Here is a 22,955-nt window from a genome sequence, read left to right as displayed (position 1 = left end):
AATTCTTATTTAGATTAATCAATCAAAATCTCCAGAATCTTAATTGCAGCATCACTGATTTTTGTACCAGGACCGAAGACTGCAACTGCGCCAGCATCGAATAAGTATTGATAATCTTGCTTAGGAATCACGCCGCCAACAATAACCATGATGTCATCACGACCATAGTTTTTGAGTTCTTCAATCACTTGTGGTACTAAAGTTTTGTGCCCTGCCGCTAATGATGAGACACCAAGAATATGTACATCATTTTCTACAGCTTGTTTTGCAGCTTCTTGTGGCGTTTGAAAGAGTGGGCCAATATCCACATCGAAACCAACATCTGCATAACCAGTCGCGACTACTTTGGCACCACGATCGTGACCATCTTGTCCCATTTTGGCAATCATGATACGAGGTCTACGACCATCTTGTTCCGCAAAGGTATCTGCTAGTTCTCTAGCTTTTTTGAAGGAATCATCGTCTTTTATTTCTTTGCTATACACGCCTGAAAATGATTTTATTTGTGCTTTATAACGTCCAAACTCAGCTTCAAGAGCATCGCTAATTTCACCAAGAGTTGCACGCGCTCTAGCTGCTTCAACAGCTAAAGCTAGTAAATTTTCTTCACCCGATTTTGCAGCTTCAGTCAATTTGGCTAATGCTATTTCTACAGCTTCAGAATTTCTGGTAGATTTAATATGATTGAGACGTTCGATTTGTTGATTGCGAACCGTTTGGTTATCCACTTCTAGAATGTGTAATGGATCTTCTTCTTCTAAACGATATTTATTCACACCAACAATAATATCCTGTCCAGAGTCGATACGTGCTTGCTTACGCGCAGCAGCTTCTTCGATACGAAGTTTTGGAATACCAGCTTCAATGGCTTTGGTCATGCCTCCAAGGTTTTCAACCTCTTCTATCAATTGCCATGCTTTCTGAGCGATATCATGTGTGAGTTTTTCAACATAATAACTTCCCGCCCAGGGATCAACGGTTTTCGTAATATGCGTTTCTTCTTGAAGGAATATCTGTGTATTTCTGGCTATTCTGGCAGAGAAATCTGTTGGTAATGCAATCGCTTCATCTAAAGCATTTGTGTGCAACGACTGTGTACCTCCAAAGGCAGCTGCAGCAGCTTCGATGGTTGTGCGCGCAACATTATTGAAAGGGTCTTGCTCTGTTAAACTCCAACCAGAGGTTTGGCAATGTGTTCGTAGCGCTAAAGATTTTGGATTCTTAGGATTAAACTGTTTTACCAGCTTAGCCCAAAGCATTCTAGCAGCTCTCATCTTAGCGATTTCCATGAAATGATTCATACCAATAGCCCAAAAGAATGATAGGCGAGGCGCAAAGGTATCTATATCCATTCCAGCTTCTAAGCCTTTTCTAATGTACTCTAAACCATCTGCCAAGGTGTAAGCCAATTCAATGTCACAAGTAGCACCAGCTTCCTGCATATGATAACCAGAAATACTAATACTATTGAATTTTGGCATATTCTGACTCGTATACTTAAAGATATCCGAGATAATCTTCATCGATGGTGTAGGCGGATAGATATATGTATTCCTCACCATGAATTCCTTAAGAATGTCATTTTGTATGGTTCCTGCCAATAACTCGGAAGATACACCTTGTTCTTCGGCAGCGACAATATAAAATGCCATGATTGGTAACACAGCACCATTCATGGTCATGGATACAGACATTTTATCTAAAGGAATCTGATCGAATAGAATCTTCATGTCCTCAACAGAATCAATAGCTACACCAGCTTTTCCAACGTCACCAACAACACGTTCATGATCGGAGTCGTAACCTCTGTGCGTTGCCAAGTCGAATGCTACTGATAAGCCTTTTTGACCAGCAGCAAGGTTTCGTCTGTAGAAGGCATTACTTTCTTCAGCAGTACTAAAACCAGCATATTGACGTATGGTCCAAGGTCTACGGACGTACATTGTAGAATAAGGACCTCTGAGGTTTGGCGCTATACCAGCAACAAAGTTGAGGTGCTCACAGTCTTTGATATCATCCTTAGAATAAGATGACTTCACAGGAATGTCCTCAGCAGTCATAAAGGACTCTGAATCTTTAGTCTTTTGACTGTCGCCTTCTACCTTTAGGTTAATATGTTGAACGTTCTTCCTAGACATTATAAAATGATCTTTTTTAGGTAAGGGTCAAAGTTTACTTCGTTACCTGTAATCAGTTTAATAAAGAATGTTTTATCGTTTGAGCTTACAAAATAATTGGTTTGGTAAGACTCCTTTTTTTCACTAGGATTTTTTACTTTAAATATTGCTTTGAACACCTGTACACTAGCAGCTTCGCTATAACTAGCTGTCACCTTTTTATACGATAGCTTGGTATCCTTTATTAACTCCTCGTATGATTGTCTCATGATACCTAATAACTGCTGTGCATCTTCTTTACGTAAAGGCATGTATTCTAGAGTGTTTACTGTAAGTGACGAAAAGCTTTCAGGTTCAAAATAGATATAGAAATTACCATCCATATCCCTCAGTTCTTTGAGCCTTTTCTTTTCTACTTCAATATTTTCCTTACTTACTATAGAATCGAGTACTTTTTCATAGTCTACTGCTGAATAACGTTCGAATACCTTTGGCAAGAATACCTTGATACCATCATTCTCTAAAAAATGATAAGTGCCTTCAAGGTTATCGCCTTCATTGACATCTGCCATCCATCCTTGTGCTCCTTTAGAAATGTCATTACAGGAGCATACTAAAATGCCGATTAAGGCAAAAAATGCTATTTGTTTTATTCTTTTATTCATCTTTCAATCGCTCTTTTTCTGTGGTTTCACTCAATCGCTTTTCTATGATCGGTTCTATGAGTGTTTTTCTTTTTGTTTTTTGAAGGAATGGATCGATCTCCAAATTATCCTTCATCTTATCGTTAGTATTTGGATGTTTGTTTGTGCCTAGTAGGACAAGGGTTCCATCGTTGAATTGTTCTTGCTCTTTTGCAGCACTTTCTTTTATTTTTCGTTGTATTGTACCTTCTTTCAATTGTGATAGAAAGCCTCCATTACTTTCTATGTCTTTGAAAAGTTCTAACGCTTTATTTGCTAATTGTTCTGTAAGGCTTTCGATATAATAAGCACCATCTGATGCATTTTCAACCTTATCAAAATAGCTTTCTCGTTTCAATACCAATAGCTGGTTTCTACTGATGCGATCTCCAAATTCATTTGGATTATGATAGATAGCATCGTAAGGTAAATTATACACTTCATCGGCACCACCAAGAATTGCACTCATGCACTCAGTAGTGGTTCTTAGCATGTTAGTGTTGTAGTCGTATATGGTTTTATTACGTTTGGAAGGCTGCGCAATAATTTTACAGCTTGAATTGATATTATATTCTGAAGCTAGAGATTGCCACAATAATCGTAATGCTCTTAGCTTGGCAATTTCGAAAAAGTAGTTAGTACCAACTGAAACCTTGAACACATAAGTTAGCGTGCTTTTAGATTTTTCGTCTAAACGGGTTTCAAAATGATTTAAGTATTCATTTGCATGTGCTAATGCATAGGCAAGTTGCTGTATAATGGTAGCACCTGCATTTTGATATAGCGTTGCATCAACAGTAATCTGATTTGTCGATTTCACAATAGCTTCAAAACTAAGGTGATCTTTTTTTAAGTTTGAATACCAATTCCCAGATTTGGCTAGGTTGTGAATGATGTCAGTGTTGAAGTACAAATGAGACTTCTCGATAGCACTTCGACTTGGCTCAGTGTCCATACTCGAAGTAACAAACTTATCTGAAAGAAATGTGGTTTCTAAATGAACAGGAATTGCATCTAAATCTATTCCCTTGAGAAGTTGCTGAATATCAATATCGCTTTGAGTAATAACAAATGTTAAAGCTTCTGTGCCTCTTTGTAGACTATCAATAGCTTTAGAATTGGCTTCTACGGCTGTATCTACTATAATGGTTTCTCCAATTTTCCAAGTAGTCTTGGTTTTTGGGATGGTATTAAATTCATCGAATTCATCAGAATGGTAGAATGGCTTTACATCAATACCTTCATTGGTATTCCAAATCAGCGTATCGTTATAATCCGCACCTTTAAGATCTACTTGAATTTTTTGTTTCCATTGTTTTGAAGATACTTCTGGAAACTCATTAAACAATGGCTTAGTCATTCTTCTTTTTCTTTTGTTTAGCGATACTATCTTCGTATTCTATGATGTAAATCTCTTCGTTTTCTTTCTTCATGTAATATTGTTCGCGAGCCAGTTTTTCTATGCCTTCTTCTGTACTTAGCTCTTTTATGCCTTGACTATCTTTCTTGATCTCTTGTTTGTAATACTCCTTTTCATTCTCTAGCTGGTCGATGTCAGCATTGAGCTCACGATGAATAAACAAAGAATGTGCATCGAAGAATAGCATCCATATCGCAAAGATTATGAAAATGATTGCGTATACATTCTTCATTGGTTTTATGATGCGCTTTGTTTTCTTCTGGTCTGGCATTTAGAGTCTTTCGTTAATAATAGTTCTCACAATATCAACTGCAACGGTGTTGTATTTATTATTTGGTATAATAATGTCTGCATACTCTTTCATAGGCTCAATGAATTGCTCATGCATTGGCTTAAGAGTATTCTGGTAGCGTGATAAAACTTCGTTTATATCTCTTCCACGTTCTGTAATATCCCTTTTCAATCGTCTTATTAATCGCTCGTCACTGTCGGCATGCACAAAAATCTTTATATCGAACATATCTCGCAACTCTGGATTAGACATCACTAAAATACCTTCTACAATCATAACCTTTCTTGGTAGTGTATGAATAGTATCTCCTGTACGATTGTGCTGAACAAACGAGTATACAGGCTGATCGATTGGTTTTCCTTGTTTTAGCTCTTTGAGATGTTGCACAAGAAGATCAAAATCTATGGATCTTGGGTGATCAAAATTTATTTGTACACGTTCTTCAAACGATAGGTGAGACGTGTCGTTATAATAGGAGTCCTGTGAGATGACACTAACTTCACCTTCAGGGAGTTCATTAAGTATTTGATTTACTACTGTAGTTTTACCGCAACCAGTACCACCAGCAATTCCAATGATTAGCATAAAAAATCGATTATCAACAGGGCAAAAATACGTATTTACATGAGAATTTAAGGCTGAACTTTTGAAACTTCTTCAACGGTTATGAACGTTCCGTAATCATTACCCCAAGAATTGTTTATGTAGTTCATAACATCTGCCACTTCTTTATCGGTAAGCCCTTGTTTTGCCATATTACCTTTATACACAATGCCATTTACAGTGATTTCTTTGTGCATACCATATTTGATGCCTTTAATACTTTCAATTTGGTTGTTTTCTAAGTAATCGGAATCAGCTAGTGGAGGGAAGGCTTTTAAAACACCTTTTCCGTTATCTAAATGGCAATTAATACAAAGATCCTGATAGACTTGCTTTCCAGAATTATAACTCGATTTGAAGTCTACTTGTGCTACTTCTTTTGTTTCAGTTTTACAAGAGAAAACCACGAATGCGAGGCATGTTATTTTTAATAGAGATTTAATCATTGGGGAAGAAGTTTTACTATTCCTAGATTTTCAATACCAACATAAATATAACCATCAGGTCCTTCTTCAAAGGAACGAACTCTGCCCAAGCCTTCCAGAATAGGTTCTTCTTTTGTCACTTTGTTATTTTGAATTGTACATAGGCTTACATATCTAAACTTAAGCGAGCCAACCAGTAATTTACCTTTCCAATCTCCATAAATATCGCTTGAAATGAAGACCATACCACTAGGCGCAATGGAAGGTGTCCAGTGATGTAATGGTTGCTCCATTCCTGGTAATGCTGTATGTTCAGTGAACTTAGTGCCACTATAGTTAATGCCATAACTTATTTTTGGCCAACCATAGTTTTTGCCTGCTTCGATGATGTTTATTTCATCTCCACCTTTTGGGCCATGTTCGTGTGTCCAGATGTCTCCAGTTTCAGGATGTAATGTCATGCCTTGTGGATTTCGATGTCCATAAGAATAGATGGCTTTCTTAGCTTTGTTTGTATCCACAAAAGGATTGTCGCTAGGAATACTGCCATCATCATTTATGCGATAGACTTTTCCACAATCTCTGGTAATATCCTGAGGATTAACATCTCTATTGCCTCGGTCACCAATCGTGAAATATAGATAACCATCATTATCAAATACAACTCTCGATCCAAAATGAACGCCTCGCCTTGAGTTTGGACTTGCTTTATAGAGTACTTCTTTATCAGTCAAACTATTTCCAGAAAGTTTTGCTCTCATAATAGACGTATTTCCACCGCTTCCTTGTCCTTGTTCAGAAGCATACGAGAAATATAACCAACCGTTGTTTTCATAGTCGGGATGTAAAGTAATATCCATCAATCCGCCTTGTCCTCTTACATAAATCTCGGGAAGTCCTTGTATAGTTGTTTTCTTTCCGTTTTTGAAATGAATAAGTTGACCAGTTTTTTCAGTGATAAGTATCGAGTCATCAGGTAAGAATGTAAAACCCCATGGAATGTCTAAACCTGAAACTACAACCTCATAAGATTTTTGATCTGCCTTTTCAGATTTCTTTTGCGCGCAAGTCAATAATACTGCGACAATAATAAGAAAAGACAATTTGTATTTGAAGGCCATAATTAAAAGTAAGAAAGTTGTTTAAAAATAAATAAATATTCTTTTGAGAACAAAGAATTATCATATATTTGCACTCCTGTTTTGATAACCAATTTCGGGGTGTAGCGTAGCCCGGTTATCGCGCCGCGTTTGGGACGCGGAGGTCGCAGGTTCGAATCCTGCCACCCCGACTAAAAGAATGCTATAGAAAACAAAAACCTTGTAAGTCATATGATTTACAGGGTTTTTTTGGTTTTTATATTGTTGTAAGAAATTAAATCTTATGAATTAATTCGGTCTATACTATTTTACATCTAAAAATAATCCTGCCGAGAAGGATGGATTGGCAGCTACAATTCGGCCGCTTATTGCAGAAGTGTAATTAAATGATATTCCTATTTTTTGATTGATATAGTAAGCAATTTCGCCACCTAGGTTAACATACTCTATATTGTTTGCAAAGATGTTACCTTGAGCATTAGTAGCATCAATACTGCCATTGTTTAGGGATTGGTTGACATCAAATTTTGCAACAAGCCATAATTTATCTCTCCATGGCTGTGCTCCAATCTCTAATCCTGTTTTTATTTCATCAGAAAAATTATTAGTTCTGTTATTAAATCCAAGATATAGTTTAGAATACACAGGTAAGTTAGAGATAGAAAAAGATTTACCCAGGTTGAGCTGTATTAGTTGATTGAACTCGCCATCACCTGTTTGGAAACTACCATCGGATCCTCCAGAGTCATTTCCTGTTGGAATGCCAAGCTTCAAAGTAGAAGATAAAGCCCAAGAATTTTTATTGAGAATCCCATAAGTTATTCCCAGTTCTATGTCACCAATAGAATTTATCGCTTCTCCTTCTCTTAATACTTGACCAGTAGTACCTGATAGAATATCGTTTTGAGTGGTTCTGCTAAAAAAAGGAATATAAGCAATGGCGTTCCATTTTTTTGAAATACCATATTCTCCATAAAAGTTTAAGTTAAAATAACTTCGGGTTGCATTAGGATCAATATCTCCAGAGCCAGTATAATGTTGGTCTGTATTAAGGTACCATGCCGAAAGTTTGTAATAACCTTTCCCTTTTTCTTTTGTCCATTGCGAATATGTGAATTGAATACAGAATAAGGCAATTAACAAGACTCCATATCTTTTTATTTTGTTCATCGTTGCTGAGTGTTGTTTAGTTTGTGAGGATTAATCTTCTATAGTTCCGTCGCCTACTTTTACAGAAAAAGGCTCGCACCAATACAGTAAGTGGCTAAAATCGTTTATTCCAGTATTAGGAATTACGTATTGATGTTGACCATTAAAAATATTAACTGGTCCTAAGCTTTGGGCATTGGCGATTGAAGACGGATTATTGGTTAGATAAACATACAAGCCAGGCAATGCTGTGTCTGCTTGATAGTCATCTTCAAAACTAAGTAATAGATCGTTAGAGTCTTCTAACTCACTTAAAGTAAATGAGCCTTGTAGTAGATAACTGCTAGTAGTTGCAATCGTACCAGATTTAACAATAGGTTGTTGTGTATTATCTGGTTCTGTGGTTACAGTTATTGGGAAACTTTCTTCAATGGTTTGATCCGCTATAGTTGTAGAAGCTGTTATAATGGTATTGCCTTCTGTAATAGACATTAGAAGACCATTGGAATCAATCGTAGCTACACTTGTATTGGAACTGGTCCAATCGATATCTGCATTCTCTTCTTGACCGATATTATTAAAATACACAATGTCAAATTGATAACTTTCTGAGATAGCAATCTCAGTTATTGGATTGGTAATGCGAAGTTCGGGCTCAATGAAATCTGCTATAATGTCTTCTCCAATACAGCTTGCAATAATAAGAGGTAGTATAAAAACCCAGTATCTTTTTTTAATGTTCATTAGGTTGATTTTAATTTGAAACACCTAATGAGTCTGATTGAATGAGCGTTCTTTACAAAAACTTTCACAAAAAATTAATTCTATTGATTTGGAGCGTGTTACGGAGTTTTGGATTGGTTGTTTTTTAGCGTAGTACTTTATAGTTATTACTTTACTTTAATACTTTTTCTATTTTTTGGTTTAAATTTAATGGCATTAAAAGCTACCTTTTTGTCTTTATGAAGCGTACCATCATAATTTTTGGAAGTATTTCTGTCATCATTGTGCTATTATTTCAGGTTAGTAAATTTTCGTTAATGAGTACACAAAGCCTCAATGATGTATTTCTCATTATTTCTGGTGTTTTGTTTATTGCCTTGGGTTATTTCATTACGCGGTTGTTTCACACTAAAAAAAACATAGATGATATAAAAGAAATAGACTTAGAACGCTTGAAGGAATTAAACATTAGCAAGCAAGAGCATAAGGTTTTGGGCTTAATGTCCGATGGGTTGTCTAATAGTCAAATTGCAGAAACATTATTTATTACCGAGAACACCGTTAAAACCCATGTCTCAAAGATTCTGTCTAAACTCAATGCCAAGCGTAGAACCGAAGCGGTTAAGATAGGTCGCGATTTGAATATCATATAAGCGTAAACCGGCAGTTTTACCAATCATACTTTCGAGTGAGTTTCTTGTTTTTACCAAAAATCATACTTTCGAGTGAGCCCTAATAACCTCGTATCCGATACTTTTATGAAAAAATAAACACAGTAGATTATGAAAAAATTTGTTTTACGATATGGTATTATTGGAGCAAGCATATCGATAGTATTAGGGCTACTAAATTGGTTCTTTATTGCTCCAGCTTATGGACCCAATCTTTCGGAATCTATAGGTTATTTGTCTATAACGGTGTCCTTGCTTACTATTCCTCTTGGGATAAAATATTTTAGAGACAAGCTAAACAGTGGTATTGTTTCATTTAATGAAGGCATTAAAATAGGATTTGGAATCACCTTGATTTCTTCATTATTGATGGCGATATATGGTATGCTGTTTTTTGTTATTGAAGGAGATGATTTTAGAGCATGGCAACAAAAGTGGTTTACTGAGGCTGAGCTACAAGAAGCTCAAGTACACATGGCTACTATGCCAGAGTATATGCAATCGCCAGCTTTTCAGGGTGTGATTATGTTTTTAATGGTGTTTTTAATTGGGACTATCATCAATCTGATAAGTACATTGGCTTTGAGAAGTTCTAATAAAACGCTTGCGAGATAAATCATAATAGTCTATCCATGGCAAAGAAAAAAACTTGGCGAGAAAAAGTAAATGAGGTAGAGGAGAAGATACATACCATAACTCCAGAATGGGAAGAGCGTTTGGGGAAAGGAAGAATACTTATTCCTAATGCTTTAGATATCGAAGCGGTTATCTGCAAAACCAAAAAAGGAGAGCTCATTACAAATGACATCATTAGAGAAGTTTTGGCTAACCAAAAGGGAGTCCAAGTTACTGCAGCTATTCCAACAGGAGTATATCTAAAGTATGTTGCTTTGGCAGCGGAAGAAGAGAGAACAACAAAAGCTATGATAACACCGTATTGGCGCGTTCTTAGACCTGACGGTTCCATAAATATAAAGTTTCCTGGAGGTTCGAAGTTACAGTCAAAACTTCTTAAAGATGAAGGCTTTACTATTGAACCTGGAAAAGGAAAAAAACCGCCTAAAGTATCTAACTATAAACAGTATTTAAAAACGTATTAATATCATGAAGACGATAAACCCAATTGTAAAAAAATGGATCGAGTGTTGGTCTAATGGAAATATTGAAGACCTACCCATTACAGAAGATTTTAGTCATACAAGCCCATTTGGCACGATAACACCCAAATCAAAATATATGGACATTGTATTAAAGAATAGAGAAGATTTTCTGGATAATACGCTTACTGTGATAAAACAGATCGAAGAAGGGAATAATGTGTGTGTTCAGTTTGAACAAAAAAATGCGAATACAGGCTTAGAAATGTCAGTTTGCGAATGGTATAGTATTGAAGGAAACCTTATTAAGGAAATACGATCGTATTATAATATTGGCAATGCTGTGATTAAGGGATGATTACAGCATGAGGATTAGCTTAAATCAATCCTCTTGCTTTTATTTCCAGATATTTGTTGATGGTATTAATTGTAAGCTTTTCTGGAGGCGTGAGGATAGTTTGGATACCGTGTTTTTGTAGCTCTTTCACCATCAGGCGTTTTTCAAAAGCAAACTTTTCTGCGATAGTTTTGTGGTAGATGTCTTGTAGGTTTTCGGCATCTTGTGAAGTTATTTCTTCTAACTCAGTATTTTCGAAAAGTACTACAACAAGCAAATGTTTTTTGGATATACCTTGTAAGTAAGGCATTTGTCGCTTTAGGGCACTGATATGCTCAAAATTGGTATACAGTAGTATTAGACTTCGGTGAGTTACTTTTCGCTTTATTTGCGCGTATAACAATCCAAAATCACTGTCGTTGAACTTAGTGTCAATATTGTAAAGTGTCTCTAATATTTTGTTGAGGTATGTTGGCTTAAGTAGAGCAGGTAAAAAACTTTCAATGCTTTTAGAAAATGTCATGAGTCCAACTTTATCATGCTTTTTTAAAGCAACATTACTGAAAGCAAGTGCAGAATTAATGGCGTAATCTAAAAGCTTCAAGCCATTAAAAGGCATCTTCATAACGCGACCTGTATCTATCACAGAATATATGGGTTGCGACTTTTCATCTTGATACTGATTTACCATTAGCTCAGCACGTTTGGCCGTCGCTTTCCAGTTCACAGTTCTAAAATCATCACCAGAAACATATTCTTTTATTTGTTCAAACTCAGAGGTATTTCCAATACGACGTATTTTCTTTAAACCTACTGCTGAAAGGGAATTGCTTATGGCCAGAAAATCGTATTTCTGCATTTGAATAATGGATGGATATACCATAACCATTTTATTGCTTTCAAATTGAAAACGACGTTTAACAACTTTAAATACCGAAGAGCAAAACACGTTAATGCTTCCAAAGAAATATTCTCCTCGATCTACTGGATATACTGAATACTCAAAGCTATGCTTCTCATAAGGTTTAATAGCAGTGGAATACAAAAAATCTCTCTTTTGAAACTGTACAGGAAGTTCATCTATAACATCGATATAGATTGTGTGCCTAAAATCGTGTTCCAACATAATGGACACAGGATTTATATCACCATTAGAAAACTTATCTGGCAATATTCTATATGCCTTTACATTATTTTTTCTATTGAATAAAATAAGGATATCTACAAGGAACAATACACCAATAATAATGAATAGAATCCATGCAATACTATAGAGCATATCGATCCAATACGATAGTAAAAAACAGACTGATACTATGGTAAGATAGACATAGAGTTGATTATGTACATAAAGAGATTTAAAGAACTTCTTCATTATAGCAGTCTACAATTAACTATCTCGGAATCTCCACAGATTGTACGATCATCTCAATGACATTTTCTGTGGTCATACCTTCCATTTCTCTTTCTGGAGTTAATATAATACGATGATTCAGTACAGGATTTAGCACCCCTTTTACATCTTCAGGAATCACAAAATCTCTACCATTACATGCAGCTATGGCTTTAGAAGCATTAAGAATAGCTATAGAAGCTCTTGGTGAAGCTCCTAGATATAGATGAGGATGATTTCTGGTTTTAGAAATTATTTCAGCTATGTATTTAATAATCTTTTCTTCTATGATAACGTTCTGAACCTTGTCTCTGTACTCAGCAATTTTTGCGCTATTTAGTACTGCATTGATGCGTGTCATAGGTGCTTCACGTTTTCTGTTATGGTGGGTTTCTATGATTTTGACTTCTTCTTCGAGAGAAGGATAGTCTATTTTTATTTTGAAAATAAAGCGATCTAGTTGAGCTTCAGGTAAGGCATACGTTCCTTCTTGTTCTATAGGGTTTTGAGTTGCCAAAACCATAAACGGTGGATCAAACTTATAGGTGACTCCATCTACTGTAGCTTGACGTTCTTCCATAGTTTCAAAAAGTGCTGCTTGCGTTTTTGCTGGAGCTCTATTGATTTCATCAATTAAAACAATATTAGAAAAGATAGGTCCTCTTTTGAATTCGAATTCTGAAGTCTTCATATTGAAAACTGACGTCCCTAGAATATCACTTGGCATTAAATCTGGTGTGAATTGGATACGACTAAAGTTTGTCTTTAAAGTTCCAGAAAAGAGCTTGGCCGTTATTGTTTTTGCAATTCCTGGCACACCTTCTATAATAACATGACCATCTGCTAACAATGCAATGATGAGTAGTTCTACAAATTTTTCCTGGCCAATGATAACCTTTCCTATCTCTTCTTTAATAGAATCTACGCCTTTCTTTAAGTCTTCTAAAGGAATTCTATTGTCAAAATTTAAGTTGTCATTGTTTACGTCTTCGTTTTCCATTGGTTATTGGATTTAAAATTTTCTATGAGATTATTTAATCTTTCTAATCTAGTTGCACTGACTTCTTCTTGATTTTCTATAGCCTTAATGGCTTCAAAAAGGGCAGTGGTATCTTCTATAGTATTATTGCTTCTCGAAGCTAAATTTGTAACAAAAGTATTGTCTATAATCGAGGTTTGTAAATGCCAATGATTTCTGATATACTCTAAGAAATGCTGAATTTTGTGATGCACAATATCTTTGTGTTTACCATTTTCATAATACATATTCGAAATAGTCCTCGTGAAATCTACGGTCTGATTTTTTAGTGGCTGTACGATAGGAATCATTCGCTGCTTGCGTTTGCCTTCAAAAATGATATAAATCAAAGCGCCTATGATTACGATGTAATATGCCCATTTTAAAGACTTTGTATTTAAGAATAAATACATTGGTGAGCTGTATATGGTCTTACCAGATTTATAATATTGGTCAACGTATAGCGGTCGATCAAAGTCTATATATGACATTAAATCTGAAGTGTAATCTTTGCCGTTATCTTTTAAGATGAAATAATTAGTAAATGCTTGCGGAAATGTAGACAATATGATTTCACCATCTCCAAAAGGTTGTCTAATGACATTTGCTAGTAATTCTTCCTCATCGATATCGCTTTCCGAGTCTTGATTTTTGATAACGCCTAGAACCTTAGTAGATACAGAATCAATTCTATTGAAGTAGAACATTACTGGGTCTTTTTCAAAAGTGTAAACCGATCTGTCATCTAGGTTTGGATTTACCAACTTTAATTCAAAATCACCACTAAAATTACTGAAAGTATTAATGGATCTTGTATTCAGGTTGAGTGTATCCAGTAGTTTTTCTTCAAAATCTGAAGCAGATATAAATAGTTTATTCCCATCGTCAACCCAGTCCAGAAGTCTATACAATTCATCCTCTCCAAAATAAATGTTATCGTTTATAAATAGATAGGTACCATCCATGGAGGCATCTGAACCTAAATACTCAAAAGGAGGACGTTCATTGTTATTGATTGTAGTACTATGTTTTTCTAATAGGTCTTGGAAGACATAAGTTCCATAAGGTATTTTATGATGCGTAGCATAAGATGGAAACCAATTAACGCTTTTTGCTTTTGTCATTTCTAAGAAGACAATAACAATGACCGTGAGGATGAGCAATATGATATATACCTTTCCTTTTCTACTCATTGTTTTGTTTTAAAGCATTATTGAAAGTTTCGAAAGGTTGTTTTAGCGTTTCAAATTTCAAATCACTCACATTAAACTCACCATACCACACATAATCATAGATTCTGGTGATATTTTTAAACCCAGTTTTAATGTCCTCTTTATCGAGTTCATTTAAATAATCTTTATTTGTCTTTTGAGGCATCCAGTCAATACTGTCAGTATCAGTAAGAAGCTTCAGCGTCATCAAGTAATAATATCGTATTGCTAATCTGTAGTTTTTCTGTTTTATGGCTGCGTTAATCAATTGTGGAATGTCTTCACTCTTAATGATTCGTTCTTCCTCATTGAGTATTACGTTAGCAGCTTCTTTTTGCTTCGCTATAATAGCATTGGAATTTACTTTCAAAAAGAATCGAATAAGCAGATACAAAAGAACTGCAAGAAGTATATAAGGCAATACTCTAAACATAAAATAGATAAAGCCAGAAGCGGTGCCAACACCAAATATAGACTCCCAAAACTTACGTAAGAGGTTATTTAACCAGTTGCCAAAACGCTCTAGAAAATTTTCTTCATCTTCTTCAACTTCTGTGTAATCAAAATCCTTATCCGAAGTGTATGGCTCTAGGTCTTCATTGCTTATTGGCTTCTGTTCTACTGTAACATCGTCATAATAATCCTGTATTTCTTCTTGAAAAGCAAAGCTATTCAAGCTGAAACAAAAGCATAAAAGTATGATACCTAGTCTAAGAGGCATTTAGATTGTGTTATTGTTTTCGCCTATTTCACTAATACGCTCATAAGTTCCGGTGAAATTTTTCTTCTCATTTAGGTGAAAGTAGATGACTGCTCCACCAATTACTAGTATCAGATTCAATAGGTATTGTACTATCTGACTTAGTACATTGAGAAAGATATAAACAGGATCTACAAGAGTATCAAAGCTTGAAGGATCGATTTCACCTGAAAACACACCCATTTTTGCATAAGTGTAGATTACAGCAGGCAACGAAAATACCATATTGATTATGTAGAACAGTATCCCTAAAATGATAAAAGCTCCAAAGGCTATCCAAAAATCCTGATTTACTAAATTGAAGCTTTTTGAGTAGGCATCAGTGGCAGATTGTCTTGTTTCAAATACATAAATACTAAATACCACTGCCATAGGAATCATAGCATAAAACACAGGTAGAACGCATATCAAAATGGCCAAAAATATTGTAATTCCTTTAAGAATACTTAAGCCCAAGAATCCCCAAAATGTTCTCATAACATCTTGGCGTATTTCTTTGATATTTGTCTCTCCTTTATTTTGAATGTAAGATTTTATGTAATGGAGTGCAGAGGAGATTAATAAGATATAGGCTGCAATAGCAGCAATTAAGTATATGATCAGTACAATAAATATGGTAAAGCCATTAAATTGATTATAACCCATTGAAGATAATCCAAAATCGAACGAATCACCTATGACATAGTTGTATAAGGCTAGAGTTACTACAAAAACAAATAGAGCAGGACCTGCTATTGTGAAAACAGTTCTGAAAAAAGGTTTGAACTCGTGTCTTAAAAAACCAAAGGTATCGGATAATATTTCACCAAGGTCGCGTTGCTTTTTAAATTCGATATAAGGTTTCATTCTGTGATATTTAAAGTAATTTGGTTAGATGATTTATTGATTTCTTCTGCTTTCATTTTCCGATGTAAATAGATCGGATAGTAAACATAATAAAATAGTATAAGTGCTAAAGAAGATGCAATAATAAAAATGGCAAGCCAATCTGGCATTTCCGTATGACGGGTTACAAAGCCTTCGAGGAAACCAGCTATTATAAAGAAAGGGATTGTACTTATTAGAATTTTCAGCCCATTGATAACGCCTCTGGTAAATGCAGTGAGTCTAGGTAGTGTTCCTGTGAATAACATTCCATTACCAAGCACAAGACCAGAGCAACCTGCAATTATGATTACAGAAATTTCTATAGTACCATGAATCCAGATTGTCCTCATAGACTCCCATAACAATCCTTGATCGTAGAAAAAGTATTGAAAGCTACCAAGCATAATGCCATTTCTCAGCATAATGAACAAAGAACCAATGCCAAACATAATGCCATAGCCAAAGGCGAATAGCGCCACCTTTATGTTATTAATCGTAATCCCAAGGAACATATGAAATTCTCCTTGCTGCTTATATACAGCCATAGGATCGCCTTTTTCAATGTTTTCCAAAGTCATGTTTACATAGCCATCTCCTAGAAAAGAACGCACAAAATCTCCATCATTAGCAGCAGAATAAGCGCCGACAATTACAAAAAGTGAAAAGGTTAAAAATGAAATAAGGAGTTCTCTATGGTGATGATAAAACATCAATGGGAACTCTGTTTTGAAAAAAGAAATTAAGCGATTCTTGGATTCTTTTTTGGTTCTGTATATCGTTTGATGCGCCTTAGAGGCTATCTGATTAAGGTATTGCTCGGTGTTACTATTTGGATAAAATGTCTGAGCATAACTTAGATGATCAGTAATTTCAATATATAAGTCTGATAATTGATTAGGATCCAAATTGGTTTTATTTGAAAGAAGGCTTTCAAATTTTAACCATTTATCTTTATTTTGCTTCACAAAAGCGGCTTCGCGCATACATCATCCATTGAGGTTTTCAAAGAAAAGAAAATATGAATGAATTTCAAATAGAAACGGCACAAAATGTAGGGATTGCAAAGAATGTAGCACACATTGGTGATCGTATGCTTGGGTACATCATAGATAGTGTTATTATTGTCTTTTATTCAATATTAGTCATCCTTCTATTGGTGTCATTGGATTTAGATTTTGGCGATTTATGGGCTATATATCTGCTTATGGGGTTACCAGCATTCCTATATTACGTTCTGCTTGAAACATTTTGGAACGGTAAGACAGTTGGTAAATACATAGTAAAAACCAGAGTCGTTAAGATTGATGGCTCTAGACCAAGTTTTTCTAATTATTTTGTTCGATGGATATTACGCATTGTTGATGTTGTCTTGACTAGTGGAGGATTAGCTGTATTAACAATCTTGATAAAGGGTAATGGACAACGAGTAGGCGATATCGCGGCAAAGACTACAGTGATTAGCGAGAAACAAAAATTCTCTATAAAGGATACAATAATTAGAGATTTACCTAATGACTATGTGCCAAAATACAGCCAGGTTTTAGTACTATCTGATAAAGATATGCAGACTGTGAAAACATTATACGATGATGCTGTAAGAAAAGGCAATCATAACATTATTTTGAATTTGAATAATCGACTGGTAGAGCTTATGGATGTGGTACCAAATGAAAAGCCTGTTGATTTTATAGCCATTGTTATTAAAGATTATAACTACTACACACAAAACATGTAATGTTTTTTCAGGTAATTGACATCTTAGGAACTATAGCTTTCGCAATTTCTGGAGTGCTAATAGCATTAAACAAACGCATGGATGCTTTTGGGGTGTTGATTATTGGTTTTGTAACTGCAGTTGGTGGCGGTACACTTAGGGATGTGCTTATTGGACAAACACCAGTATTTTGGATGAAGAATATGACATTTATCTACGTCATCCTTGCCACGACGTTAATCACAGTTATTATTCAAAAACATATTAGTTATCTAAGAAGCTCATTATTTTTATTTGATACTATTGGTATAGGATTGTATACTGTTGTTGGTATAGAAAAAGGATTAGAAATAGGCTTGCACCCAATTATTTGTATCGCTTTAGGGACTATGTCTGCTAGCTTTGGTGGTGTAATACGCGATATTTTGTGTAATGAAATACCGGTGATTTTTAGGAAAGAGATTTATGCAACAGCCTGTATTGCTGGTGGAATAGTTTATTTCTTGCTAAGAAAATTACCTGTAGACAATAATCTAATTTTTATTATTTCTGGCTTGGTAGTTATTGCAATTAGGTTGGTTGCAGTGAAATTCAAGATTAGTTTACCTACAATTTATAAAGATTCGGATTGATTAATAACGACTACTTTTCTGATGTAAACATTTTTTAAAGGCCATTCAGAATTATCAGTTTTCACACTATTTATCTTGTCAACTACGTCCATGCCTTTTGTGACTTTTCCAAAAGCAGTGTATTGACCGTCCAAATGATAAGCACCGTTTGGATTTTGGACAATAAAAAACTCATAAGGTGAAGCAAGCTTGTACGCATTTTCAATCTCGCTACTTGGTACAGAAATAACACCTCTATGGTGTCTAAACCCTCTTTTTGTATCTGGCGGAAGTAGATACTTCCCAATATGACGTCTGCGTTTTCCAATTTTTGGGTCATCAGTGCTTCCACCTTGTATGATAAAGTTCTTTACAACACGATGAAACTGTGTACCATCAAAGTAGCCCTGCTTGGCTAAGAATATAAAGTTGGCACGATGAAACTTTGTAATCTCATAAAACTCAATATCGATATCGCCAAAATCGGTTGTGATTCGGACTTTATTTTCTTTGTTGGTTTTTTCATATTCCAAGAAGAAGTCCATAGCATTCTTACTATTGAGTTTTGGAAATTCTCTTTCAGGCTTTTTTGGAGTCTCCTTCTTTTTAGCCTTTGGAGCGCTAATGGTATCTGTTTTTGCCACAGTAGTATTTTTTGAAGTTTGCTTATCTTCACACCCTGAAAAAATCCCTAGACACAAAAGAAAAATTACAATCCGCATTAATGACATTTGATACCTTCTTAGAATTAGCCTCAAAAATAAAAAATCTAGAACTTCCTGGAGAAGCTTCACAAATAAAGATGTCTCCTCCTTATCGATTGGAGCTGATGGAACTTCAAAAGGAAAAAATGAAAACAGCAAAAAAATCCGCTGTTTTAGCATTAATTTATCCAGATGTCAATCATGAAGCCAATATTGTTCTCATCCTCAGGAACACCTACAAAGGTGTACATTCTGCGCAGGTTGGGTTTCCAGGAGGGAAGCACGAAGATGAAGATGAAACTTTGCTTGCTACAGCTCTCAGAGAGACAGAAGAAGAGATCGGTATTTCTAAAGGCGATGTTATGCTTGTTAAGGAAATGACCCCAATGTATATTCCTCCGAGCAATTTTTCTGTTCAGCCCTTTCTAGGATTTGTAGAGCAAGTGCCAACTTTTATTAAAGACGATACTGAGGTAGAACTAGTGATTGAGATTAAGCTTTCTGAATTAATGGACGACACTAATGCCATACAAACTACAGTACCAACGTCTTATAAGGTTAATGTACAGGTTCCTGCCTTAAAATTACAGGGTCATATCGTTTGGGGAGCCACAGCAATGATGCTTAGCGAACTAAAAGACATGTTAAAACGTACTTAAGCACAATTCTGTTTTCTTACATTTGTAGCTACCACTAACTAAAACTAATTATGGGATTATTCAAAAAAAACCCTTTTGGACACATCCTCTTTGTAAAAAAATGGCTCATAAGAATTCTTGGACTTTTAACCCATAGAAGGTTTAGAGGATTTAATGAGTTACAGATTGAAGGTTCGGAGATTTTAAAGAATCTACCAGATACTAATGTCCTTTTTATTTCTAACCACCAAACCTATTTTGCAGATGTTATTGCCATGTTCCATGTGTTTAATGCGAGCTTAAGCGGTCGCTTAGACAGTATAAAAAATGTGGGTTACCTCTGGAATCCTAAACTCAATATCTATTACGTGGCGGCAAAAGAGACGATGAAGTCTGGGCTTATTCCAAAGATATTTGCATATACAGGATCTATAAGTATTGAACGTACTTGGAGAGCAGCAGGACAGGATGTCAATCGACAAGTAAAGATGAGTGATATTACCAACATCAAGAAGGCACTAGATGATGGTTGGGTAATTACATTTCCGCAAGGAACTACAACGCCTTTTAAGCCTATTAGAAAAGGAACGGCTCATATTATAAAGCGACACAAGCCTATTGTGGTTCCAATCGTCATAGATGGCTTTAGACGTTCTTTTGATAAGAAAGGATTACGTGTTAAAAAGAAGAATATTTATCAATCTTTTGAGGTGAAACAACCGTTAGAGATCGATTACGATAATGAGACTATTCCAGAAATTGTTGAGAAGATAGAATATGCTATAGAACAGCATCCATCATTCTTGAAGGTAATTCCTCAAAAAGAATTATTAGCTAGAGAGGAAATGAACAAACAGCGAGAGTGGTAGTTAATGTCTACTCTTGTTCAATCTTTTTTAATTCTCTATAATTTCTGTTCAGGCGCTTCAGTAAAATTCCATAGATAAGCCAGTAAAATAATAGAAGTATTCCTATGACTATAGCTAATCCTATGATTGTAGTTATAATGATTACGGCGTAATACTTGAAGGCTTCACCATTCGCAGCAGCTTCTTGAGCCTGAGCTATCATTACTTGATCTTGGTCTAGTTGAATGTAAAGCACAACAATTGTAGAGATTACAAGGAAAATAAGGTTAAAGGCAACATACTGTTTTACTGTGCGTCTGGTGCGAAGTATATTTTCCATTAAGTTTTTAATGGAAGCTGTGGTAGATATGCGTTTGTAGTTACGGAAGAATAGATAGAAGAAATAGGCTAAGACAGCATAACCAGCAATGGTTAACGTAAGAGTGATGCCTTCCATGTTATAGCTTCTGAAGCGTTCCATAGATTCGGCATCTTTAAGGAAGAAAGATAAAAAAGTCCATAAAGCAAATTCTAAGATGCTTATGATGAATATCCATTTTACAATGTTAGATGATTTAGAGTGGATCATCTTATAAATCTCATTGTAGGACAGTGTAGGATAATTATGCTCCTTATTCTGCCAGTCTTTTTTCAGTAAATCTAATTCATCCATAATATCACGGATTTAGTATGTTCCTTAATTTGGTTTTCACCCTATTCATTTTTACTCTAGCGTTAACTTCGGTAATACCCAAGGTTTCACTAATTTCTCTGTAGTCTTTATCCTCGAGGTATAAAAACACTAAAGCTTTTTCAATATCATTCAATTGATGTACAGCTTTATAAAGCATTTTTAACTGCTCTTCTTCTGTATCATCATAATCTTCAGCTTTTATTTTAAACTGAAGCGAATCCAATTCATAAGTCTTTAATCTACGCTTAGACTTACGATAAAGAGTAATAGCCGTATTCAAACCAACTCGGTACATCCATGTACTAAATTTTGAGTCTCCTCTAAATTTAGGAAATGCACGCCATAACTGTATGGTAATCTCCTGAAACAGATCATTATGCGCTTCTTGGTTATTAGTGTACAATCTACACACTTTGTGCACGATGTTTTGATGCTGCTCTAAGAGTTCAACAAAATTATGTTCGAGTTCTTTGTTCAAGTTCTATTGGTTAGTCACCTATTTGTAGTAAATAAAATTAAAATGTTACACGTGAGTTAAAGAATATTCAAAAATAGTTTAAACATCCCATATGTTGTATCTTTGTACTAGTCATTTTTAATGATCACTTATGAACATACCAGAGTCCGAATTACCAAGAATAGTTATTGTTGGTGGAGGTTTCGCAGGAGTTAGTTTAGTTAAAATGCTGGCTAACAAAAACCTACAAGTTGTACTTCTCGATAAACACAATTATCACACATTTCAACCTTTATTATATCAAGTATCTTCAGCAGGATTAGAACCAGATTCTATTGCGTATCCTTTGCGGAAAATCATTAAAAACCATAAGAATTCGTTCTTTAGGTTAGCAGAAGTAAAAGCAATTAATGCTGAAGAAAAACGTATTGAAACCAATATAGGAGCATTGCATTACGATTATTTGGTACTTGCAACAGGAACGAAAACCAATTTCTTTGGCAATAAAACTATAGAAGATTATAGTATGCCTATGAAGAAAGTTCCTCAGGCATTGAATATTCGTAGTTTGATGTTGCAAAATTTTGAAAAGGCAACCATAGCCAACACGTCAGAAGAACGAAAAGCATTACTGACGTTTGTTATTGTAGGTGCCGGACCAACTGGAGTTGAGTTAGCAGGTGCAATTGCTGAATTGAAAAATCACATTGTACCTCGCGATTATCCAGATTTGGATACTCAGGATATGCAAATTCATCTGTTGGAAGGTAATGATAGAGTATTACCAGTAATGAGTGAACATGCTTCAAAAAAAGCAGAAGAGTTTTTGAAGAAGCTAGGCGTAGAGGTGCACTGCAATACTTTCGTTACGGAATACAATGGAAAGTCCGTTGCAACCAATGGAGCATTACATTTAGAATCTGAGACGTTGATTTGGGCAGCAGGAGTTACAGGAGCTCCAGTTGATGGGTTAGATGCAAATAGTCTTTTAGACAGAGCTAACCGTTATAAAGTGGATCGATACAATAGAGTAGAAGGCTACGATTCCATCTTTGCCCTCGGTGATATTGCTTATATGGAAACGGAGGCATATCCTAAAGGACATCCACAAGTGGCGCAACCAGCAATTCAGCAAGGAAAACTTTTAGGAAAGAACCTGTTGAGATTAGTCAAGAATAAACCTCTAAAACCATTTACTTACAAAGACAAAGGCTCTATGGCTACGATTGGTCGTAACAAAGCTGTTGTGGACTTAAAACACTTTAAGTTCGCTGGTTTTTTCGCATGGTTCGTTTGGATGTTTATTCACCTCATGGCTTTAGTAGGCTTTAGGAACAGAGTTATTGTATTCTTTAATTGGACATACAACTATATCAATTTTGATAAGGCAGCCAGACTTATCATTAGGCCTTTCAAGAAGTAA

Annotated in this window: 27 protein-coding genes and 1 tRNA gene; 10 read left to right on the top strand and 18 right to left on the bottom strand. The window is 35.4% G+C overall.

Annotated elements, in window-relative coordinates; translation table 11 throughout:
- Nucleotides 1-14 precede the first annotated feature (14 nt).
- Genes scpA through NCE97_RS04600 form a run of 7 tightly spaced genes read right to left on the bottom strand, consistent with a single transcriptional unit; the run spans nucleotide 15 to nucleotide 6,661 of the window.
- Nucleotides 15-2,138 carry a methylmalonyl-CoA mutase gene (gene scpA, locus NCE97_RS04630; RefSeq protein ID WP_353777727.1) on the bottom strand — a complete coding sequence of 708 codons (2,124 nt, stop codon included), beginning with the start codon at nucleotides 2,136-2,138 and terminating at the stop codon, nucleotides 15-17.
- Nucleotides 2,138-2,782 carry a hypothetical protein gene (locus tag NCE97_RS04625; protein ID WP_353777726.1) on the bottom strand — a complete coding sequence of 215 codons (645 nt, stop codon included), beginning with the start codon at nucleotides 2,780-2,782 and terminating at the stop codon, nucleotides 2,138-2,140. Before NCE97_RS04625 ends, scpA begins: the two co-directional genes overlap by 1 nt.
- On the bottom strand, nucleotides 2,775-4,160 hold the full coding sequence (locus tag NCE97_RS04620; RefSeq protein WP_353777725.1) for a methylmalonyl-CoA mutase subunit beta: 1,386 nt from the start codon (nucleotides 4,158-4,160) through the stop codon (nucleotides 2,775-2,777). Before NCE97_RS04620 ends, NCE97_RS04625 begins: the two co-directional genes overlap by 8 nt.
- The gene (locus NCE97_RS04615; protein ID WP_353777724.1) at nucleotides 4,153-4,491 is read right to left on the bottom strand and encodes an FtsB family cell division protein; all 339 of its coding nucleotides are present in this window, start codon (nucleotides 4,489-4,491) and stop codon (nucleotides 4,153-4,155) included. The genes NCE97_RS04620 and NCE97_RS04615 overlap by 8 nt, the downstream gene beginning before the upstream one ends.
- Entirely contained in the window at nucleotides 4,492-5,097 is a 606-nt protein-coding gene (gene udk, locus NCE97_RS04610; protein ID WP_353777722.1) for a uridine kinase, read from the bottom strand.
- A gap of 47 nt (nucleotides 5,098-5,144) precedes the next feature.
- Nucleotides 5,145-5,561, bottom strand: a complete 417-nt coding sequence (locus tag NCE97_RS04605; protein WP_353777721.1) for a c-type cytochrome — start codon at nucleotides 5,559-5,561, stop codon at nucleotides 5,145-5,147.
- Nucleotides 5,558-6,661, bottom strand: coding sequence for a PQQ-dependent sugar dehydrogenase (locus NCE97_RS04600; RefSeq protein WP_353777719.1), 1,104 nt, complete (start codon nucleotides 6,659-6,661; stop codon nucleotides 5,558-5,560). The genes NCE97_RS04605 and NCE97_RS04600 overlap by 4 nt, the downstream gene beginning before the upstream one ends.
- Nucleotides 6,662-6,756: 95 nt before the next feature.
- Between NCE97_RS04600 and NCE97_RS04595 the strand changes: the two genes are divergently transcribed.
- Nucleotides 6,757-6,831 (top strand) — tRNA-Pro (locus tag NCE97_RS04595).
- A 112-nt stretch (nucleotides 6,832-6,943) separates the two neighbouring features.
- Here NCE97_RS04595 and NCE97_RS04590 read toward each other — a convergent pair.
- Nucleotides 6,944-7,810 (bottom strand): hypothetical protein, encoded by an 867-nt coding sequence (locus tag NCE97_RS04590; protein ID WP_353777718.1) that lies wholly within the window; start codon nucleotides 7,808-7,810, stop codon nucleotides 6,944-6,946.
- A 30-nt stretch (nucleotides 7,811-7,840) separates the two neighbouring features.
- A complete protein-coding gene (locus NCE97_RS04585) occupies nucleotides 7,841-8,533 on the bottom strand; it encodes an Ig-like domain-containing protein (RefSeq protein WP_353777717.1) in 693 nt (230 codons plus the stop codon).
- 218 nt (nucleotides 8,534-8,751) lie between these two features.
- Here NCE97_RS04585 and NCE97_RS04580 point away from each other — a divergent pair, with 218 nt between their 5' ends.
- The 4 genes from NCE97_RS04580 to NCE97_RS04565 all read left to right on the top strand — a co-directional run bounded on the left by NCE97_RS04580 (nucleotide 8,752) and on the right by NCE97_RS04565 (nucleotide 10,638).
- Nucleotides 8,752-9,165: a LuxR C-terminal-related transcriptional regulator gene (locus tag NCE97_RS04580; protein ID WP_353777716.1), complete on the top strand. Its 414-nt coding sequence runs from the start codon at nucleotides 8,752-8,754 to the stop codon at nucleotides 9,163-9,165.
- Between the two features lie 129 nt (nucleotides 9,166-9,294).
- Nucleotides 9,295-9,798: a DUF4199 domain-containing protein gene (locus NCE97_RS04575; protein ID WP_353777715.1), complete on the top strand. Its 504-nt coding sequence runs from the start codon at nucleotides 9,295-9,297 to the stop codon at nucleotides 9,796-9,798.
- A gap of 17 nt (nucleotides 9,799-9,815) precedes the next feature.
- On the top strand, nucleotides 9,816-10,283 hold the full coding sequence (locus tag NCE97_RS04570; protein ID WP_353777714.1) for an MGMT family protein: 468 nt from the start codon (nucleotides 9,816-9,818) through the stop codon (nucleotides 10,281-10,283).
- A 4-nt stretch (nucleotides 10,284-10,287) separates the two neighbouring features.
- Nucleotides 10,288-10,638 (top strand): nuclear transport factor 2 family protein, encoded by a 351-nt coding sequence (locus tag NCE97_RS04565; RefSeq protein ID WP_353777713.1) that lies wholly within the window; start codon nucleotides 10,288-10,290, stop codon nucleotides 10,636-10,638.
- A 19-nt stretch (nucleotides 10,639-10,657) separates the two neighbouring features.
- On the opposite strand, the gene NCE97_RS04560 is transcribed toward NCE97_RS04565, so the two are convergent.
- Genes NCE97_RS04560 through NCE97_RS04535 form a run of 6 tightly spaced genes read right to left on the bottom strand, consistent with a single transcriptional unit; the run spans nucleotide 10,658 to nucleotide 16,849 of the window.
- Nucleotides 10,658-11,992, bottom strand: coding sequence for a DUF58 domain-containing protein (locus tag NCE97_RS04560; protein WP_353777712.1), 1,335 nt, complete (start codon nucleotides 11,990-11,992; stop codon nucleotides 10,658-10,660).
- 19 nt (nucleotides 11,993-12,011) lie between these two features.
- A complete protein-coding gene (locus NCE97_RS04555; protein ID WP_353777711.1) occupies nucleotides 12,012-13,010 on the bottom strand; it encodes an AAA family ATPase in 999 nt (332 codons plus the stop codon).
- Nucleotides 12,992-14,221: a DUF4350 domain-containing protein gene (locus NCE97_RS04550; protein WP_353777709.1), complete on the bottom strand. Its 1,230-nt coding sequence runs from the start codon at nucleotides 14,219-14,221 to the stop codon at nucleotides 12,992-12,994. The genes NCE97_RS04555 and NCE97_RS04550 overlap by 19 nt, the downstream gene beginning before the upstream one ends.
- Nucleotides 14,214-14,960, bottom strand: coding sequence for a DUF4129 domain-containing protein (locus tag NCE97_RS04545; protein WP_353777708.1), 747 nt, complete (start codon nucleotides 14,958-14,960; stop codon nucleotides 14,214-14,216). The genes NCE97_RS04550 and NCE97_RS04545 overlap by 8 nt, the downstream gene beginning before the upstream one ends.
- A complete protein-coding gene (locus tag NCE97_RS04540; protein ID WP_353777707.1) occupies nucleotides 14,961-15,845 on the bottom strand; it encodes a hypothetical protein in 885 nt (294 codons plus the stop codon).
- On the bottom strand, nucleotides 15,842-16,849 hold the full coding sequence (locus tag NCE97_RS04535) for a stage II sporulation protein M (protein ID WP_353777706.1): 1,008 nt from the start codon (nucleotides 16,847-16,849) through the stop codon (nucleotides 15,842-15,844). The genes NCE97_RS04540 and NCE97_RS04535 overlap by 4 nt, the downstream gene beginning before the upstream one ends.
- A 35-nt stretch (nucleotides 16,850-16,884) precedes the next feature.
- Between NCE97_RS04535 and NCE97_RS04530 the strand changes: the two genes are divergently transcribed.
- Complete coding sequence (locus NCE97_RS04530; protein WP_353777705.1) at nucleotides 16,885-17,601, top strand: RDD family protein; 717 nt, start codon at nucleotides 16,885-16,887, stop codon at nucleotides 17,599-17,601.
- Complete coding sequence (locus NCE97_RS04525; RefSeq protein WP_353777704.1) at nucleotides 17,601-18,212, top strand: trimeric intracellular cation channel family protein; 612 nt, start codon at nucleotides 17,601-17,603, stop codon at nucleotides 18,210-18,212. Before NCE97_RS04530 ends, NCE97_RS04525 begins: the two co-directional genes overlap by 1 nt.
- Here NCE97_RS04525 and NCE97_RS04520 read toward each other — a convergent pair.
- A complete protein-coding gene (locus NCE97_RS04520; RefSeq protein WP_353777703.1) occupies nucleotides 18,194-18,835 on the bottom strand; it encodes a peptidylprolyl isomerase in 642 nt (213 codons plus the stop codon). The genes NCE97_RS04525 and NCE97_RS04520 overlap by 19 nt on opposite strands.
- A gap of 80 nt (nucleotides 18,836-18,915) precedes the next feature.
- Between NCE97_RS04520 and NCE97_RS04515 the strand changes: the two genes are divergently transcribed.
- Together NCE97_RS04515 and NCE97_RS04510 are read left to right on the top strand one after the other, a co-directional pair.
- Complete coding sequence (locus NCE97_RS04515; RefSeq protein ID WP_353777701.1) at nucleotides 18,916-19,554, top strand: NUDIX hydrolase; 639 nt, start codon at nucleotides 18,916-18,918, stop codon at nucleotides 19,552-19,554.
- A 50-nt stretch (nucleotides 19,555-19,604) separates the two neighbouring features.
- Nucleotides 19,605-20,402 carry a lysophospholipid acyltransferase family protein gene (locus tag NCE97_RS04510; RefSeq protein WP_353777700.1) on the top strand — a complete coding sequence of 266 codons (798 nt, stop codon included), beginning with the start codon at nucleotides 19,605-19,607 and terminating at the stop codon, nucleotides 20,400-20,402.
- A gap of 7 nt (nucleotides 20,403-20,409) precedes the next feature.
- Here NCE97_RS04510 and NCE97_RS04505 read toward each other — a convergent pair whose 3' ends face one another.
- Nucleotides 20,410-21,054, bottom strand: a complete 645-nt coding sequence (locus NCE97_RS04505; RefSeq protein WP_353777699.1) for a DUF8845 family protein — start codon at nucleotides 21,052-21,054, stop codon at nucleotides 20,410-20,412.
- A gap of 4 nt (nucleotides 21,055-21,058) precedes the next feature.
- On the bottom strand, nucleotides 21,059-21,553 hold the full coding sequence (locus NCE97_RS04500) for an RNA polymerase sigma factor (protein ID WP_353777698.1): 495 nt from the start codon (nucleotides 21,551-21,553) through the stop codon (nucleotides 21,059-21,061).
- 130 nt (nucleotides 21,554-21,683) lie between these two features.
- On the opposite strand from NCE97_RS04500, the gene NCE97_RS04495 reads away from it, so the two are divergent.
- Nucleotides 21,684-22,955, top strand: coding sequence for an NAD(P)/FAD-dependent oxidoreductase (locus NCE97_RS04495; protein ID WP_353777697.1), 1,272 nt, complete (start codon nucleotides 21,684-21,686; stop codon nucleotides 22,953-22,955).

The organism is Winogradskyella sp. 3972H.M.0a.05, from assembly GCF_040493455.1.
Taxonomy (GTDB): domain Bacteria; phylum Bacteroidota; class Bacteroidia; order Flavobacteriales; family Flavobacteriaceae; genus Microcosmobacter.
The sequence above is the reverse complement of the archived record's forward strand: the minus strand, read 5'-3'. Positions and strand labels throughout refer to the sequence as shown.